Source organism: Microbacterium sp. Nx66 (assembly GCF_904066215.1).
GTDB classification, from domain to species: Bacteria; Actinomycetota; Actinomycetes; order Actinomycetales; family Microbacteriaceae; genus Microbacterium; species Microbacterium meiriae.
Map to the genome: position 1 here is coordinate 2,268,116 of NZ_LR880474.1, position 16,499 is coordinate 2,284,614.

Genomic DNA, 16,499 nt, shown 5'->3' on the forward strand with positions numbered 1-16,499 from the left:
TGTTCCTATCGTGCGTTCGGCGCGTCAGCGACCGAGAAGCTTCTTCGCGACCTTGAAGTCCGCCTTCGCGAGCACCTGGTCCTGGTTCAGACGGCGGGTGCGACGGCTCGACTTGTGCTCGAGGTTGTGGCGCATCCCGGCCTGCTGCTTCTTCAGCTTGCCGCTGCCGGTGATCTTGAAGCGCTTCTTAGCACCCGAGTGGGTCTTCTGCTTCGGCATCTTCTCTTCCTTCGTATGGCGCCTTCTCAGGCGACGGTGTCAACCCGCGGTGCGGGAGTTCTGGGGGCGGATCTACTCCGCCGGGGCGTCCGCGGAAGCGTCCGCGTCGTTCTTCGCATCGCGCGCGGCCTGCTTGTTCGCGGCGCGCACGGCGTTCTGCTCCTGCTTCGCCTCGGACTTGCTCTTGTGCGGCGCGACGACCATGACCATGTTGCGGCCGTCGATGGTCGGGTTCGACTCGACGGTGCCGAACTCGGCGACGTCCTCGGCGAACTTGCGCAGCAGACGCACACCCTGCTCGGGACGCGACTGCTCGCGACCGCGGAAGAGGATCATGGCCTTGACCTTGTCACCGGCCTTGAGGAAGCCCTCGGCGCGCTTGAGCTTCGTCGTGTAGTCGTGCGCCTCGATCTTCAGACGGAAGCGGACTTCCTTGAGGATCGTGTTCGCCTGGTTGCGACGCGCTTCCTTTTCCTTCTGCGCGGCCTCGTACTTGAACTTGCCGTAGTCCATGATCTTGACGACGGGCGGCTTCGAGTTCGGGGCGACCTCGACGAGGTCGAGATCGGCTTCCTGTGCGAGACGCAGCGCTGCCTCGATGCGGACAACGCCGATCTGCTCACCCGCGGGGCCGACGAGGCGGACCTCGGGGACGCGGATGCGCTCATTGGTACGGGGATCGCTGATGCGGAGCTCCTTAGACGATGTGATTCGGCCACCGTGATGCTGTCTGCATCTCGGGCGAAATCGGAGTCGTCCCCCACCCGCCGGCTCTCAGACGCCGGCTCCGCACCCTGTCTACCGGTCCCCTCGTGACGAGCGGAGCCGGCGGAGCGCAAGACCCGGTAGCCTGGAACGGCAAGCGCGGGTGGGAAGTGAATCCTCTTTCGTTCCGGAGCATGACGCTCCGGAGCCCGCCAAAGTCTAACAGAAAGCAAGGCGAAGTGACGAACCAGGCATCGGACGAGGCGGCCCGCGAGCGCGAGGAGCGATGGGCTCGGCAGGAAGAAGCGGCCTCCTCGGCCGTCCGCGACATCGCCGACGTTCCGGCCGTCGAGGTGATCACCACCGCCGCCGTGCACCTCATGAGTGCTGCCGCCGTCAAGCTCGGCCTGGCGGACGACCCGGAGGCCGCGGCTCAGCTCGACCTGGACGAGGCGCGCAAGCTCATCAACGCGCTGGCGGGACTCATCACCGCCGGCGCCCCCGAGATCAGCGACATGCACGCCCGCTCGTTGCGTGACGGCCTCCGTTCGCTGCAGCTCGCCTTCCGCGAGGCCTCGACCATCCCGGACCCGATCGGCAAGGGCCCCGGCGAGAAGTGGACCGGCCCCGTCACCTGATCCGGTCGGAGCTCCGCCTCAGACGCTGCGGCGGAGCTTGACCGTCAGCGAGTCGGCGAGGACGGCGATGCGGTCATCCGCCGCCCACCGCTGGGCGAGGCGCGCGAGCACCGCATCCAGGACCTCGCGCTCCAGGCCGTCGACGAGCTCCAGCACCACGATGAGCTCTGGCCCGCGCAGCCGCGCATCCGGGTCACCGGGCGCGACCGCGACGTCGATCACGGCGAGTTCGTGGGCGATGCTCTCCCGGAGCGCGGTGACCACCTCGGGCGAGAGGAAGCTCGGTTCCCACGCGTGCCCCTGCGCCACGGCCCAGACGGCGGGTCGCCGGATCACGAACTCCGTGTCCGAGGTCGGGTCGAGCACGATCAGGTCGGTATCCTCCGACGATGCGGCCAGCGCGGCGCGGACGGCCTCGACAGGGATGGGTCGCGCCGACGGGTCCCAGCGCTGCATCGTCTCGACCGACGAGAACACCGGCTGGACGCGGCGCCCGTCCGGTGCGGCGACGGTGACGATCGACAGCTCCTGCGTCTTGTCCACCGCGAGGCCGCTGGGGGCCACACCCTCCTCACCCTTCTCGGCGATCAGCGGGATGAGCACCCGCGCGGAGCGGAACGCGTCGACGACCTCCGTCTGACTCCCCTCCCCCGCGCGGAAGCGGAGCAGGGCGGCGAGAAGAGCAGGGTCCGCCGAGCCGTCGTCCGCGGCGTGCGGATTCGACTCGAAGCTGCGCCCCTCCCAGGGGACACCGGCCGAGTCCGCCCGGTTGTGCGGCTCCGGCCCGCAGGCGTGGGGGTCAGTCTCCGGCGACATCCAGGGCCTCCGCCAGCGTGAAGGCGCCCGCGTACAGCGCCTTGCCGACGATGGCGCCCTCGACGCCCAGCGGCACAAGGTCGCGCAGGGCGGCGATGTCGTCGAGGTTCGAGATGCCGCCCGACGCGACGACCGGCTTCGGCGTGCGCGAGGTGACCTCACGCAGGAGCTCCAGGTTCGGACCGCGCAGCGTGCCGTCCTTGGTCACATCGGTGACGACGTAGCGGCTGCAGCCAGCGTCCTCGAGGCGCTCGAGCACCTCCCAGAGGTCACCGCCCTCCTTCGTCCAGCCCCGCGCCGCGAGCGTCGTGCCGCGCACGTCGAGGCCGACGGCGATCGCCTCGCCGAAGCGGCTGATCACGTCGGCGGCCCACTCCGGGTTCTCCAGGGCGGCGGTGCCGAGGTTGATGCGGGCGGCGCCGCTCTCCAGAGCCGCCTCCAGGCTCGCGTCGTCCCGGATGCCGCCGGAGAGCTCGACGTTGACGTTCTTGAACTGCTTGATGACCTTGCGCAGGATCGGGGCGTTGCTGCCACGTCCGAACGCCGCGTCGAGGTCGACGAGGTGGATCCAGGAGGCCCCCTGCGAGACCCATTCCCCCGCGGCGTCGAGCGGGTCGCCGTAGCTCGTCTCCGTGCCCGCCTCCCCCTGGGTCAGACGGACCGCCTTGCCGCCGGCGACGTCGACCGCGGGGAGGAGCGTGAGCGAGGGGGACTGCGCGAAGTCGTTCATGGGGTCCTTGGTTCGGGTGGGTCTGCGGCCCGAGAGGGCACGAGAGACGAGGGTAGTCCGCCGCGGGGCGCGGGACAAACCGCATGACGCCCGGCGCCGACGCGGCTCCGGATCAGAGGCTCTGCACCCAGTTCCGGAGCAGCTGGATGCCGGCGTCTCCGGACTTCTCGGGGTGGAACTGCGTCGCCGAGAGCGGGCCGTTCTCCACGGCCGCGAGGAAGGGACCGCCGTAGGTCGCCCAGGTGAGCACGGGCTGGGGGAACGGCGGGATCACATCGAGCTCCCAGGACTGCGCCGCATAGGAGTGCACGAAGTAGAAGCGTTCCTGCTCGATCCCGCGGAACAGGACGGTGTCCTCCCCCGGCTCCACGGTGTTCCAGCCCATGTGCGGCAGGACAGGGGCGTTGAGCTCCGTCACGGCGCCCGGCCACTCGCCGAGGCCCGCGGTGTCGTGCCCGCGCTCGACGCCGTGCTCGAAGAGCACCTGCATGCCGACGCAGATACCCAGCACCGGTCGACCGCCCGCGAGACGACGGCCGATGATCTCGTCGCCGCCGTGAGCGTGCAGTGCGTCCCGCACGGCCTGGAAGGCTCCGACGCCGGGCACGACGAACCCGTCGGCCTCGAGAGCCTCGGTGCGGTCGCGCGTGAGGACGGCGTCGGCTCCCGCGGCGACGAGCGCCTTGACCGCGGAGTGGACGTTGCCGGACTCGTAGTCGAAGACGGCGACCCGGGGCGCGGCGCTCACAAGGCTCCCTTGGTGGACGGGATGCCGTCGACGAGGGGATCCAGCGCCTTCGCCTGACGGAACGCCCGCGCGAACGCCTTGAACTCGGCCTCGGCGATGTGGTGCGGGTCGCGCCCGCCCAGGACCCGGACGTGCACGGTGAGGGCGGCGTTGAAGGTGATGGCTTCGAAGACGTGCCGGACGAGCGATCCGGTGAAGTGCCCGCCGATCAGGTGGTGCTCGAAGCCCGCGGGTTCACCCTCGTGCACGAGGTACGGGCGACCGGAGATGTCGACGACCGCCTGCGCGAGCGCCTCGTCCAGGGGGACGAGGGCGTCGCCGTAGCGGGAGATGCCGGACTTGTCCCCGAGCGCGGCGAGGATCGCCTGACCGAGCACGATCGAGACGTCTTCCACGGTGTGGTGCGCGTCGATGTGGGTGTCGCCGGACGCCCGCACGGTGAGATCCGTCAGCGAGTGCTTCGCGAACGCCGTGAGCATGTGGTCGAAGAACGGCACCGAGGTGTCGATGCGGCTCGCGCCGGTACCGTCCAGGTTGAGCTCGACCTCGACGGTGGACTCCGACGTGCGGCGCACGCGGCTCGCGGTGCGTGCGGTGGGCGCGGGGATGGTCATGATGCCGATCCTATCGAGGCCAGGGCGTCCAGGAACGCCGTGGTCTCCGCCTCCGTACCGGCACTCACCCGCAGGTGACCGGGGATGCCGACGTCACGGACGAGCACGCCGCGATCGTAGAGCTGCTGCCAGGTGGCCTGCGGGTCCGCGACGCCGCCGAACAGCACGAAGTTGGACCACGAGAGGTGGGGCGTGTAGCCGAGGGCCTCCAGCGTGGCCGTGATCCGGTCGCGCTGCTCCACGATCTCCTGCACCATCCCGAGCATGACGTCGGCATTGCGGAGCGCGGCGACGGCCGCCGCCTGCGTCAGGGCGCTCAGGTGGTAGGGCAGGCGCACCAGACGCAGCGCGTCGATGAACGCGGGGTCGGCGGCGAGGTAGCCGACGCGGGCACCGGCGAAGGCGAAGGCCTTGCTCATGGTGCGGGAGACCGCCAGCCGCGGCCGGCCCTCCAGCAGAGTCAGTGCAGACGGGGCATCGCGCGGCGCGAACTCCTGATAGGCCTCGTCGACGATCACCACGCCACGGGCGGCGTCGTAGACGGCCTCCACCACGTCGAGCCCCAGCGGCGTGCCCGTCGGATTGTTCGGCGAGCAGAGGATCACGATGTCCGGGTCGGCCGCACGGACCTGCTCCGCCGCCTCCTCCGCGGTGACGGTGTAGTCCGGCTGCCGGGTGCCGGCGATCCACGACGCCCCTGTGCCCTTCGCGATGAGCGGGTACATCGAGTACGTCGGGCCGAAGCCGAATGCCGTGCGGCCCGGACCGCCGAAAGCCTGGAAGATGTGCTGCAGCACCTCGTTGGAGCCGTTTCCCGCCCAGATCTGCTCCGGCGTGAGGCCGTGACCCAGGTAGTCGGCGAAGGCCTCCCGCAGCGTCGTGAACTCACGATCCGGGTACCGGTTCACGTCCCGGATCGCCACGGCGATGTCATCGAGGATGTCGCTGGCGACCTCGTCGGGAACGGGATGCGTGTTCTCGTTCACGTTCAGAGCCACCGGCAGCGGGGCCTGGGGCGCGCCGTACGGGGTGAGTCCGCGCAGATCGTCGCGGAGCGGGAGATCGTTGAGGGAGAAGGTCACCCTTCCCATCTTAAGAGGAGCACGGAGAGCCGAGGTCATCGTGACGACCGGATCGGAAGACTCGGGCTCCGCGTCAGTCGGTGTAGCGGGCCGGGAGCGCGAGCTCCTGACCGACCTGCAGCTCGCCGCCGCGCAGGAGATTCATGCGGCTGATCTCACCGATGACCTCGCGGGGGTCGGCCTCGGGGGCGATGCTGCTCGCGATCGACCAGAGGGTGTCGCCGGGCATGACCGTGACGGTCTCGACGGAGACGGCCGGTGCGTCCGCGCCGGAGGCGATCGCACTGCCCCCGCTGATGGCGGCGAAGGCGATGCCCGCCGCGAGCGGGACCGAGGCGAGCGCGAGCAGAGCGCGGCGACCGCGTGCCGTGATCCGCAGCCGGGTGGCCGGACGGGCCGATGCCGGGAAGGCGGTCGCGGTGCTGAGGCTGATGCTGCTCATGTCTGCTCCTTACTGTCCCGGCGCCGGAGCCCGGGGAGGTTGGCGTAGCTTTCGCATCCGCGCCTCGGCCGGGAGCCGTGGATGCGAAGCTACGTTCCGAAGATATCTTCGAGTTCGAACATCTGTCAAGCTGTCTTCGAAACCGCGGCCCGCGAATCGCCCGACACGCTCGAACAGATCTTCCAGATCCGCGCTTTTCTCGGATACGGTTTCGATAAGGACACCCCACCACGGGCCACCGACATTCGAAGCGGCACGTCGGATCACGCAGTGAAGGAGCACCATGAGCGACACCTCAGCCCTCGAGTCCGAGGCGCCGCGCACCCGCCGTCGCAAGAGCCTCAGCCCGAAGCAGATGGCGATCCTCGAGGTCATCCAGACCTCCATCGCACAGAACGGCTACCCGCCGAGCATGCGCGAGATCGGCGATGCCGTCGGACTCAAGTCGCTGTCCAGCGTCACGCACCAGCTCGGTCAGCTCGAGCTCAGCGGCTACCTGCGGCGCGACCCGGGCAAGACGCGCGCCATGGAGGTCCTCATCGACCTCCCCGGCACCGGTGCGGAGAACCCCGCGGATGTGGCGACCCCGGTCGGCGACGCCGCCCTGGTCCCGCTGGTCGGCCGCATCGCCGCCGGCGTGCCCATCACCGCCGATCAGCAGGTGGAGGAGATCTTCCCGCTCCCCCGGCAGCTCGTCGGCAAGGGCGACCTCTTCATGCTCAAGGTCTCCGGCGAGTCGATGATCGACGCCGCGATCTGCGACGGGGACTGGGTCGTGGTCCGGTCGCAGAACACCGCGGAGAACGGCGAGATCGTCGCCGCCATGCTCGACGGCGAGGCCACCGTCAAGGTGCTTCGTCGTCGCGACGGCCACACCTGGCTGCTCCCCCGCAACTCCGCGTTCGAGCCGATCCTGGGCGACGAAGCCGTCGTGCTCGGCAAGGTCGTCGCGGTCATGCGCGCCGTCTGAGACACACGACGAAGGCCCTCCCGGTGCACCGGGAGGGCCTTCGTCGTTTCGCTGAGCAGGAGTGTCAGGCGGTGACCACCACGTCCTCGCGCACCCGGCGGGTGGCCTCGACGATGTTCCGCAGCGATGCCGTGGTCTCGGCGTAGCCGCGGGTCTTCAGGCCGCAGTCCGGGTTCACCCAGAGCTGACGGAGCGGGATCTCCTCGACCGCGCGACGCAGCAGGGACTCGACCTCCTCGACCGTCGGCACACGCGGCGAGTGGATGTCGTAGACACCGGGGCCGATGCCGTGGTCGAAGCCGACCTCGGCGATGTCCGCGACGACCTCCATGCGGCTGCGGGCCGCCTCGATCGACGTCACGTCGGCGTCGAGCGCACGGATCGCGTCGATCACGACGCCGAACTCCGAGTAACAGAGGTGGGTGTGCACCTGCGTGGCCGCCGCGGCACCGCCCGTCGCCAGACGGAACGAGGCGACGGACCAGTCCAGGTACGCGGGCTGGTCGGTCTGCTTCAGCGGCAGCAGCTCGCGCAGCGCCGGCTCGTCGACCTGGATCACCTGGATGCCCGCGGCCTCCAGATCGGCGATTTCGTCGCGGAGGGCGAGCGCGACCTGGTTCGCGGTCTCCCCCAGAGGCTGGTCGTCGCGGACGAAGGACCACGCGAGGATGGTGACCGGCCCCGTGAGCATGCCCTTCATGTGCTTCGCGGTGAGCGACTGGGCGTATGCCGACCAGGCGACCGTGATGGGCGCCGGGCGGGAGACATCGCCCCAGAGGATCGACGGACGCGTGGCTCGCGAGCCGTACGACTGCACCCAGCCGTGCTGCGTGACCGCGAAGCCGTCGAGGTGCTCGGCGAAGTACTGCACCATGTCGTTCCGCTCGGGTTCGCCGTGCACGAGGACGTCGAGGCCGAGGTCCTCCTGCAGCGAGACGACCGCGGCGACCTCACGGCGGAGGAACTCCTCGTAGTCGTCCTCGGGGATCTCGCCGCGGAGGAACTGCGCGCGTGCGCGGCGGATGTCGCCGGTCTGCGGGAAGGAACCGATCGTCGTCAGGGGCAGCACCGGCAGGCCGAGGACATTCTGCGCCTCTTCCCGCTCCGCGTACGGAGCACGGGCGAAGTCGGCGTCGGTCAGCGCACGGGAACGCACCGCACCGTCGCGCACGCCGGGAGCGCTCAGGCGATCCTGCAGCGCAGCGGTCGCGGCGTCCAGCTCGGTCGCGATCGCCGTGCGCCCTTCGGACAGACCGCGGGCGAGGGTCACGACCTGCTGCACCTTCTGGTCCGCGAACGCGAGCCAGGACACCAGGCGCTCGTCGAGCGCGGTCTCGTCCTGCACGTCGTGCGGCACGTGCAGCAGCGAGGTCGAGGTGGCCGCGGACACCGGAGCACCGAGCGCGCGGAGCGCCGCCAGGGAGTCGAACGCCGCGGAGAGGTCGCCACGCCAGATGTTGTGACCGTCGATCACACCGCCGACGAGGGTCTTGCCCTCGAGGCCAGGCACCGCCTCCGGGATGGCACCGCGCACGAGGTCGACGGCGATCGCCTCGATGGGGGCCGCGGCCACGGTCCCGAACGTCTCGCCGAGGCTCGCATACAGGGCCGCGACGAGGATCGAGGGACGTTCCTCGGCGCTGCCCAGCACCGCGAGCGCGCGCTCCGCCGCCGAGGCGAGCTGGGCGGTCGTGGCCGGCAGCGACTCGCTGACGAGCGCGGGCTCGTCGAGCTGCACCCACTCGGCACCCGCGGCGCGCAGGCGGACGAGCAGATCGACGTAGACCGGCAGCACGTCCTCCAGACGCGAGAGCGGCTCGAAGCCCTCCGGCGCGTCGTCCGACGCCTTCGCGAGCGCCAGCAGCGTGACCGGTCCGACGACCACGGGACGCGTGACGAATCCGGCGGCCGCGGCCTCGGCGACCTCGCGCACCAGCCGGTCGCTGGCGAGGGAGAACGCCGTCTCCGGGCCGATCTCCGGCACGAGGTAGTGGTAGTTCGAATCGAACCACTTCGTCATCTCCAGCGGCGCGCGCTCCCCCTCGCCGCGGGCGACGGTGAACAGTGCGGAGAGTCCGATCGTCCCGTCCGCCTCCCGCAGGTCGTCGAAGCGCGCGGGGATGGCGCCGACCGTGGCGGCGGCATCGAGCACCTGGTCGTAGAACGAGAAGGACTCCGGGATCGACGAGTCCGTGCGACCGAGGCCGAGGGCGGCCAGGCGTTCACGGGTCGCCGCGCGCAGGTCCGCTGCCGTCCGCTCCAGCTCCTGCTCGTCGATGCGGCCCGCCCAGAACGCCTCGACGGCCTTCTTGAGCTCGCGGCGGCGGCCGATGCGGGGATAGCCGAGGATGGTGCCCTCGGGGAATGCGGTCATGGTGTTTCCTTTCGGCGGGGACTAGTGCCGGAGCGCCGGGACGATGCCGGCTTCGGCGAGGACGGTCAGGACGGTCTCGTGCTGGTTGAAGGCGTACAGGTGGACGCCGGGGGCGCCGCCGGCGACGACGTCGGCGGCGAGGCGCGCGGCCCACGAGATCCCGATCTCCCGGCGCCCCTCGGCGGTGGGCTCGACGTCGAGGGCGACCGAGAGTTCACTCGGCAGGTCCTCCCCCGTGAGCTCCAGCACCCGGGCCAGCCGGGCAGGTGAGGTGATCGGCATGATGCCGGGAAGGATCGGGATGGTGACGCCGCCCGCTCGAGCTCGCTCCACGAAGGCGAGGTAGTCGTCCGGGTGGAAGAAGAGCTGGGTGATGGCGAAGGTCGCCCCCGCCGCCTGCTTGGCGAGCAGAGCCTCCACGTCCTGGGTGCGGTGCGTGGCCCGCGGGTGCCCCTTCGGGAAGGCCGCGACCGCGATGTCGACCTTCTGCCGGGGGGCCACCAGCGCGGCTCCGGGAAGGCCGGGGACCGGGGACTCCTGGTACGGAGCACGTTCGGCCTGGACGCGATCGATGAGCTGCACGAGCTGAGCCGCGCTCTCCAGGTCTCCGAGGAAGGGCTCCGTCCGGCCCGCGGGCGGATCGCCGCGGAGGGCGAGGAAGCGGAGGATCCCGGCGTCGAGGAACTCCCGGATGAGCGCCGTGGCCCCGGCATAGGTGTTGCCGACGCACGTGAGATGGGCGAGGGGCTCGACGTCGGTGTGCTCGCGGATGAACCGCAGCACGTCGAGCGAGCGTCCCCCGGTCGAGCCGCCGGCGCCATAGGTCACCGAGAGGAACGCGGGCCCGGCCGCGGCGAGGTGACGGACGGTCTCGTGCAGCGCCTCCTGGCTCGACTCCGAGCGGGGCGGATACAGCTCGAAGGAGAACGGCACGCGGGAGGCGTGGGAGGCATCGAACGGGGAAGACATCTTCTCTCCAGGGGACAGGGGCCGGGGTCCGCGCACGACGAAGAGCACGTCGTTCGCGGGCGGGTGCCGGGCTCGGCTGTCGCTCCACGTCCGGGATCAACCGGGCGTTTCCAGAAACCTAGAACACGCCCTCGGCCCGCCGCACGAGTGTGACGTCGTGTGTCACCGCCCGTAGGCTCGACGCATGTCCTCACCGTTCGGCTCCTGGCCCTCCCCCTTCACCGCCGCCGCCGTCGCCGGAGCGGCTCCCCGCATCGATGGAGCACGCTTCGTCGGCGATGAGGTGTGGTGGGCCGAGTCCGTGCCCGCCGAGGGCGGACGCGTCACGGTGCGCAGCTCGACGGGGGCGGAGATCCTCCCGGCACCCTGGAGCGCCCGCTCCCGCGTGCACGAGTACGGGGGCGGTGCCTGGACCGTCGACGGCGACACCCTGTACTTCGTCTCCGGCGCCGACCAGCGTGTGCACCGCATGGACCGCGGCGCGGAGCCGCGCCCCCTCACCGCCGCCGGCCCGTCCTACGGCGGGCTGCGCGTGCAGAGCGGCCGCCTGCTTGCGGTCCGCGAAGACCTCTCGGCCGCCCCGCACCGCCGCGCGATCGTGGAGATCCCCGTGGACGGCTCGGCCGCCGACGAAGCGGCTGCGGTGCGCGTGATCGCGGAGGGCACCGGATTCTTCGCCCACCCCGCTCTCTCGCCGGACGGCAGCCGGGTGGCCTGGGTCGAGTGGCAGGCGGACAGCATGCCGTGGGAGAGTGCCGCCCTCGCCATCGGGGCGGTGGACGGCGGGACCGTCACCCGCGTCCCCACCTCCGCGGCCCTGCAGCCGGAGTGGCGCGGCGACGACGCGCTCGTGTTCGCCGACGACGCTTCAGGGCGCTGGCAGCTCCAGCACCTCGCACTGGACGGCCTCCGGCTCGGCGCCTCGCGCGCGCTGACCTCGTCGGACGCGGATACCGGATACGGCCTCTGGGTGCTCGGCAACCGCTGGTTCCAGGTCCTGGCCGACGGGCGCCTCGTGGCGGTGCGCACGAATGGACGCGACGAGGTGCAGCTCGTGTCCGCGGACGGCGAGACCCGGGCGATCACGGTGCCGGGCGACGGGCACCTCAGCGTGGACGACGTCGCCGGCTCCCGCGTGCTGCTCAGCGGAGACGGCTCGCGCGTGACCTCAGGCATCTGGTGCGTCGATGTCGACAGGGGGACCGTCGAGACCATCACCGGTGGCGCTCCGGTCGACGAGGACTGGATGCCGGGGGCGCAGCAGATCGTCGTGGAAGGGGCACACGGCCCCGTGCACGCGTTCGCGTATCCGCCCGCCGCGCCCGGAGACCCCCGCGGCGCCGACGGGGAGCTGCCGCCCTACATCGTGCTCGTGCACGGCGGTCCGACCGCCCATGTCACCGGTGCGGCCTCCGCCTCCATCGCGTTCTTCACGAGCCGGGGCATCGGGGTCCTCGACGTCAACTACGGCGGATCGACGGGATATGGACGCGCCTACCGCGACCGTCTGCAGGGACAGTGGGGCATCGTCGACGTGGACGACGTGATCGCGGCGGCCCGCGGCCTCGCGGACGCCGGGCTGGCAGACCCCACCCGCATCGCCATCCGCGGAGGCTCGGCCGGCGGCTGGACGGTGCTCTCCGCACTCGTCCGGGGCGGCACGTTCGCGGCCGGCATCAGCCGCTACGGTGTCGCGGATCTCCGGCTGCTCGTCGCCGAGACCCACGACTTCGAGGCGTCGTACCTCGACGGCCTCGTGGGTCCGCTCCCCGCGGCCGAGGACGTCTACATCGAGCGCTCGCCCCTAACGCACGCCGACCGCATCGACGTTCCGGTGCTGCTGCTGCAGGGCGGGGAGGACCGCGTCGTGCCGCCGTCCCAGTCCGAGGCCATCCGCGACGCTCTGGCGGCGAACGGCATCGACCACGACTACGTGCTGTACCCGGGCGAGGGCCACGGGTTCCGCAGCGCGGAGACCATCGTCGACGCGCTGGAGCGGGAGCTCGCGTTCCTCGGTCGGGTGTTCGGCTTCACGCCGAGCCTCTGAGCCGGCTCGGGCTACTCGCCGACCCTGTTGCGCAGGCGCATCGCGCGCTCGGCCTCGCGGGTGTCCTGACGCTCACGGAGGGTCTGGCGCTTGTCGTACTCGCGCTTGCCCTTCGCGAGGGCGATCTCGACCTTGGCGCGACCGTCCGAGAAGTACAGCTTGAGCGGGATGAGCGTGTACCCGCCCGCGGAGACGGCGTGGGCGAGCTTCGCGATCTCCTCCCGGTGCAGGAGCAGCTTGCGGATGCGCTTGGCCGAGTGGTTCGTCCAGTGCCCCTGCGAGTACTCCGGGATGTGCACGGCATCGAGGAAGACCTCGTTGCCCTTCACGAACGCGTACCCGTCGCTGAGGTTCGCGCGCCCCTGACGGAGCGACTTCACCTCGGTGCCGGTGAGCACCATCCCCGCCTCGTACGACTTCTCGATGTTGTAGTCGTGACGCGCGCGACGATTGGTCGCGATGACCTTCTCCCCGCGTTCCCTGGGCATGATGATCTCCTGTGCTGTGGTGCTGTGGACGGCTCGACAGCGGATCGGTCGAGCAGCCTTTCAGGGTATCAGGTGCGCAGCCAACGCCGGATCGCGAAGCCGGCCGAGAGCGCCGCGAGCACGACGCCGATCCCGACGAGGACCGGGACCACGAGGATCGCGTCCTGCATGGTCACCCACGTCGTGATGAACGGCACCCGTCCGCGGAGATAGCCGTTCACGCCGAAGTGCATGCCGGCGACGACCGCCGCGCTCGCGAGAGCCGAGCCCAGCAACGCGGCGAAGACGCCCTCCAGCACGAACGGCGTCTGGATGAAGCGGTTCGAGGCGCCGACCAGGCGCATGATCCCGATCTCCTTCCGCCGCGCATAGGCGGACAAGCGGATGGTGGTGGCGATCAGAAGCGTCGCGGCGATGAGCATGAGGACCGCGATACCGACGGCGATGTAGGTCGCCACGGTGAGTGCGGAGAACAGCGGTTCGAGGTATTGGAGCTGGTCCTGGACCTGTTCCACTCCGGCTTGGCCGTTGAAGGCCTCGGCGAGGACCTGCGACTGGCCCGGGTCCTTCATCGTGACGAAGAAGACTTCGAACGCCTGATCGGGCGAGAGCACGCTGGCCTGCTCCTCCCCGACCTGCTCGACGAGCTTGGCGTAGGTCTCCTCCTTCGTGTCGAAGGTCATGGAGCTGATGAGCGGCGACAACGCGTCGCCCTCGAGCTGGGCGCGCACGGCGGCGACCTGCTCCTCGCTCGCCGCGCCGTCGACGCAGGTGTCCGACTCCGACACCGCGGAGCACATGTAGACGGCCACCTGGGCGCGCTCGGCCCAGTAGCCGCGCATGACGCCGATCTGGGACTGCATGAGGATCGCGGCGCCGACGAACGTCAGCGACACGAAGGTGACGAGCACGACGGAGATGACCATCGAGATGTTGCGCCGCAGGCCGACGAGGGCCTCGGTCAGGATCAGGCCGATTCTCATGAGGTCGGGCCCACTTCCTCGTCGTCCTGGTCGGACAGCCCGAGGCGGTCGGCGACGCCGAGCTCGGCGACGTCCACCTCCGGGATCACGATCGGATGCGTGCGCGGACCGGCGGGCGCGGGACGCTCGGCAGCGGCCTGCGGCGCGGCCGGTGGCTGCACGACGTCCGGCGGTTCGACCACGCCGGGCTCCCGCGAGGGCTCCGGCGGCTCGACCACCTGCGGAGCGGGTTCGGCGGCGGGCCTGGTGACCGCGGGGGACGCGGCGGCGGCACGGCGCTGGGCGTCCAGCTCCTCCGCCAGGGCAGCGCGGACCACGGAGAGGTCGGCGGTCTGGCGCTGCACCTCCTGCACGGCCGTGAGGGCTGCGGCGGCCGCGGCACCGCGGACCTCCTCCGGCACCAGGCGCGGGATGTTCGAGGTGTCGCCGTATCCGCCGTGCACCTCGTCGCGAACCATCTCGCCGTCGCGGAGCTCGATCACGCGGCGGCGCATCTGGTCGACGAACCCGGCCTCGTGGGTGGCCATGAGCACCGTGGTGCCACCCGCGTTGATCCGGGCGAGCAGCTGCATGATGTCGACGGAGGTCGCCGGGTCGAGGTTTCCGGTGGGCTCGTCGGCGAGCAGCACCTGAGGACGGTTGACGAGCGCCCTGGCGATCGCGACGCGCTGCTGCTCGCCGCCGGAGAGCTCGTGCGGCATGCGCTTCTCCTTGCCGTCGAGCCCGACGAGGGCGAGCGCCTCGGGAACCGCCTGCTGGATGAAGCCCCGGGACGAGCCGGTGACCTGCAGCGTGAAGGCGACGTTCTGATGGACGGTCTTGGACGGGAGCAGGCGGAAGTCCTGGAACACCGAGCCGATGTGCCGACGGAAGTAGGGCACCTTCCGGTTCGCCAGAGCCCGCAGGTCGCGGCCGAGGACGGCGACACGGCCCGTCGTCGGCACGTCCTCGCGGAGGATGAGGCGCAGACAGGAGGACTTGCCGGACCCGGAGGCGCCGACCAGGAAGACGAACTCCCCGCGCTGCACCTCGAAGTCGACACCGGACAGGGCGGGCTTCGACGTCCCGCGGTAGCGTTTCGTGACGTTCTCGAACCGAATCATGGCGATTCGAGCCTAAGCGCGGCACGGGCGTCGCCCCGGCACGACACCCCGCCGCGCGGCACGCCGTGCCGCTCTTCCTCCTCCCCCGTCGGCCCACCGAGGTCCGCGCCCGCTGCTATACATGGAGTGTCGATTCGCGTCCACCACGCGAGCGCACACACGGAGGGGACCCCCATGACGACACCTGCCGGCTGGTACGACGACGGTTCCGGGCGCCTGCGCTGGTGGGACGGCCAGCAGTGGACCGAACACTTCGCGCCGGAGACCACCGCGACGCCCGAGGACACGACCGCTGCGGCGGCTGAGGACGCGGGCGCGGACAGCACTTCCGCGGAGAGCGCCTCCGCGGCGACTTCCGACGGCGCTCCCCCGGCGGAGGGACCGACCGCCGCAGCGGAGCCCTCCACACCCGAACCCGTCGCCGCCGAACGGGAGATCGCCCCGGACGAGCCCGCGACCGACTTCATCGTCGCTCCCGAGCCCGCGCAGGACTGGACGGCGCCCGCCAGCGGTGCGCACGACCTCCCCGGCGCGGCACCGATCGTCCCTCCGGCCGGTACCGACGGCGGCACGGCGGCCTATCCCCCCGCGGCACCGTTCTCCCCCGACCAGAACGCGTATCAGGGCCAGGGCGGATATCCGGCGCAGGGTGCGTACCCGGGCTCGCAGAGTGGCGGCGGTTACCCGGGACAGGTACCGGGCGGACAGGGCGCGTACCCCGGACAGGGCGCGTACCCCGGACAGGCCGCCTATCCGGGCCAGGCACCGGCCACCGACGGCCCGAAGAAGATGTCGGTGCTCGGCCTCGTCGGTCTCGGGATCGCCGCGCTCGGCCTCATCCTCGCGTTCATCCCCCTGACGCTCCCGTTCGCCTGGTTCCTCCTGGCGGCCGGGTTCATCGTCTCGCTCATCTCCCTGTTCCTGAAGGGCACCAAGTGGCCGGGGATCACCGGCCTCGGGGTGTCGGTGCTCGGCGGCATCGTCGCGATCGTCGTGAGCATCTTCTTCGTGCTGGCCGTCGCGAACACCGTGCGCCCGGTCACGCTTCCCGACTACGACGACGGCACGAGCCAGAGCCCGGCGCCGGAGACCGACGACACCGGCGACGCGGGTACGGGTGAGGTCGCCGAGGGCACGCTGGGCGAGCCGGTCGCCGTGCCGCAGCTTGAGGGCACGGCCGAGGTCACCATCCGTTCCGCCACGTTCGGACCGACCAACGGCACGGACTTCGAGGCCGCCAACGGCGGCTATCTGTTGATCGACGTGGCCTGGGAGACGCTCGACGGGACGACCTACGTCAACCCGCTCTACTTCTCCGTCGAGACGGCCGACGGCGTCGAGGGCGACTACGACATCTTCGGCGACGCGACGCTCGAGTCCACGGAGCAGAACGCCGGGACGACGGCGGAGGGCACCGTCTCGTTCGACGTCGCCGAAAGCCCGTCCTACGTGATCGTCATCACGGACGAGATGCTGCAGGAGGTCGCCCGCGTGACCGTCGAGGCGTCGGCACGCTGACCCTTCCGCACCACACGACGAAGGCCCCGGGAGCTCCCGGGGCCTTCGTCGTG

17 protein-coding genes are annotated in these 16,499 nt (G+C 70.9%); 4 read left to right on the top strand and 13 right to left on the bottom strand.

The features are described from left to right. Positions 1–24: 24 nt before the first annotated feature. Positions 25–219, bottom strand: coding sequence for a 50S ribosomal protein L35 (gene rpmI / locus MICNX66_RS10800; protein ID WP_025105280.1), 195 nt, complete (start codon positions 217–219; stop codon positions 25–27). A gap of 72 nt (positions 220–291) precedes the next feature. Continuing rightward, positions 292–930 (bottom strand): translation initiation factor IF-3, encoded by a 639-nt coding sequence (gene infC, locus MICNX66_RS10805; RefSeq protein WP_370428515.1) that lies wholly within the window; start codon positions 928–930, stop codon positions 292–294. 233 nt (positions 931–1,163) lie between these two features. Here infC and MICNX66_RS10810 point away from each other — a divergent pair, with 233 nt between their 5' ends. Next, the gene (locus MICNX66_RS10810; protein WP_060922526.1) at positions 1,164–1,562 is read left to right on the top strand and encodes a DUF1844 domain-containing protein; all 399 of its coding nucleotides are present in this window, start codon (positions 1,164–1,166) and stop codon (positions 1,560–1,562) included. Between the two features lie 18 nt (positions 1,563–1,580). Here MICNX66_RS10810 and MICNX66_RS10815 read toward each other — a convergent pair whose 3' ends face one another. The 6 genes from MICNX66_RS10815 to MICNX66_RS10840 form a co-directional block, all read right to left on the bottom strand. Next, positions 1,581–2,378: an SseB family protein gene (locus MICNX66_RS10815; protein ID WP_187661882.1), complete on the bottom strand. Its 798-nt coding sequence runs from the start codon at positions 2,376–2,378 to the stop codon at positions 1,581–1,583. Further along, positions 2,362–3,108: a bifunctional 1-(5-phosphoribosyl)-5-((5-phosphoribosylamino)methylideneamino)imidazole-4-carboxamide isomerase/phosphoribosylanthranilate isomerase PriA gene (gene priA / locus MICNX66_RS10820; protein WP_025105284.1), complete on the bottom strand. Its 747-nt coding sequence runs from the start codon at positions 3,106–3,108 to the stop codon at positions 2,362–2,364. The genes MICNX66_RS10815 and priA overlap by 17 nt, the downstream gene beginning before the upstream one ends. A 112-nt stretch (positions 3,109–3,220) precedes the next feature. Continuing rightward, positions 3,221–3,856 carry an imidazole glycerol phosphate synthase subunit HisH gene (hisH, locus tag MICNX66_RS10825; RefSeq protein ID WP_187661883.1) on the bottom strand — a complete coding sequence of 212 codons (636 nt, stop codon included), beginning with the start codon at positions 3,854–3,856 and terminating at the stop codon, positions 3,221–3,223. Continuing rightward, entirely contained in the window at positions 3,853–4,470 is a 618-nt protein-coding gene (gene hisB, locus MICNX66_RS10830; protein ID WP_187661884.1) for an imidazoleglycerol-phosphate dehydratase HisB, read from the bottom strand. The genes hisH and hisB overlap by 4 nt, the downstream gene beginning before the upstream one ends. Then, on the bottom strand, positions 4,467–5,561 hold the full coding sequence (locus tag MICNX66_RS10835) for a histidinol-phosphate transaminase (RefSeq protein ID WP_187661885.1): 1,095 nt from the start codon (positions 5,559–5,561) through the stop codon (positions 4,467–4,469). Before MICNX66_RS10835 ends, hisB begins: the two co-directional genes overlap by 4 nt. Before the next feature lie 64 nt (positions 5,562–5,625). Then, positions 5,626–5,994 carry a LysM peptidoglycan-binding domain-containing protein gene (locus MICNX66_RS10840; protein ID WP_187661886.1) on the bottom strand — a complete coding sequence of 123 codons (369 nt, stop codon included), beginning with the start codon at positions 5,992–5,994 and terminating at the stop codon, positions 5,626–5,628. A 283-nt stretch (positions 5,995–6,277) separates the two neighbouring features. Here MICNX66_RS10840 and lexA point away from each other — a divergent pair, with 283 nt between their 5' ends. Further along, complete coding sequence (gene lexA, locus MICNX66_RS10845) at positions 6,278–6,964, top strand: transcriptional repressor LexA (protein ID WP_187661887.1); 687 nt, start codon at positions 6,278–6,280, stop codon at positions 6,962–6,964. Positions 6,965–7,028: 64 nt separating this feature from the next. Here lexA and metE read toward each other — a convergent pair whose 3' ends face one another. Together metE and MICNX66_RS10855 are read right to left on the bottom strand one after the other, a co-directional pair. Continuing rightward, entirely contained in the window at positions 7,029–9,338 is a 2,310-nt protein-coding gene (gene metE, locus MICNX66_RS10850) for a 5-methyltetrahydropteroyltriglutamate--homocysteine S-methyltransferase (RefSeq protein ID WP_187661888.1), read from the bottom strand. Between the two features lie 21 nt (positions 9,339–9,359). Then, positions 9,360–10,307: a methylenetetrahydrofolate reductase gene (locus MICNX66_RS10855; protein ID WP_187661889.1), complete on the bottom strand. Its 948-nt coding sequence runs from the start codon at positions 10,305–10,307 to the stop codon at positions 9,360–9,362. 184 nt (positions 10,308–10,491) lie between these two features. Between MICNX66_RS10855 and MICNX66_RS10860 the strand changes: the two genes are divergently transcribed. Next, positions 10,492–12,354 (top strand): S9 family peptidase, encoded by a 1,863-nt coding sequence (locus MICNX66_RS10860; RefSeq protein WP_187661890.1) that lies wholly within the window; start codon positions 10,492–10,494, stop codon positions 12,352–12,354. 11 nt (positions 12,355–12,365) lie between these two features. Here the strand turns inward: MICNX66_RS10860 and smpB are convergent, their stop codons facing one another. The 3 genes from smpB to ftsE all read right to left on the bottom strand — a co-directional run bounded on the left by smpB (position 12,366) and on the right by ftsE (position 14,928). Continuing rightward, the gene (gene smpB, locus MICNX66_RS10865; RefSeq protein WP_050722832.1) at positions 12,366–12,842 is read right to left on the bottom strand and encodes an SsrA-binding protein SmpB; all 477 of its coding nucleotides are present in this window, start codon (positions 12,840–12,842) and stop codon (positions 12,366–12,368) included. A 68-nt stretch (positions 12,843–12,910) separates the two neighbouring features. Further along, a complete protein-coding gene (ftsX, locus tag MICNX66_RS10870) occupies positions 12,911–13,825 on the bottom strand; it encodes a permease-like cell division protein FtsX (protein ID WP_187661891.1) in 915 nt (304 codons plus the stop codon). After that, positions 13,822–14,928: a cell division ATP-binding protein FtsE gene (gene ftsE / locus MICNX66_RS10875; RefSeq protein WP_187661892.1), complete on the bottom strand. Its 1,107-nt coding sequence runs from the start codon at positions 14,926–14,928 to the stop codon at positions 13,822–13,824. The genes ftsX and ftsE overlap by 4 nt, the downstream gene beginning before the upstream one ends. A 174-nt stretch (positions 14,929–15,102) precedes the next feature. Here ftsE and MICNX66_RS16895 point away from each other — a divergent pair, with 174 nt between their 5' ends. Continuing rightward, positions 15,103–16,446: a DUF2510 domain-containing protein gene (locus MICNX66_RS16895; protein ID WP_232089051.1), complete on the top strand. Its 1,344-nt coding sequence runs from the start codon at positions 15,103–15,105 to the stop codon at positions 16,444–16,446. Positions 16,447–16,499 lie beyond the last annotated feature (53 nt).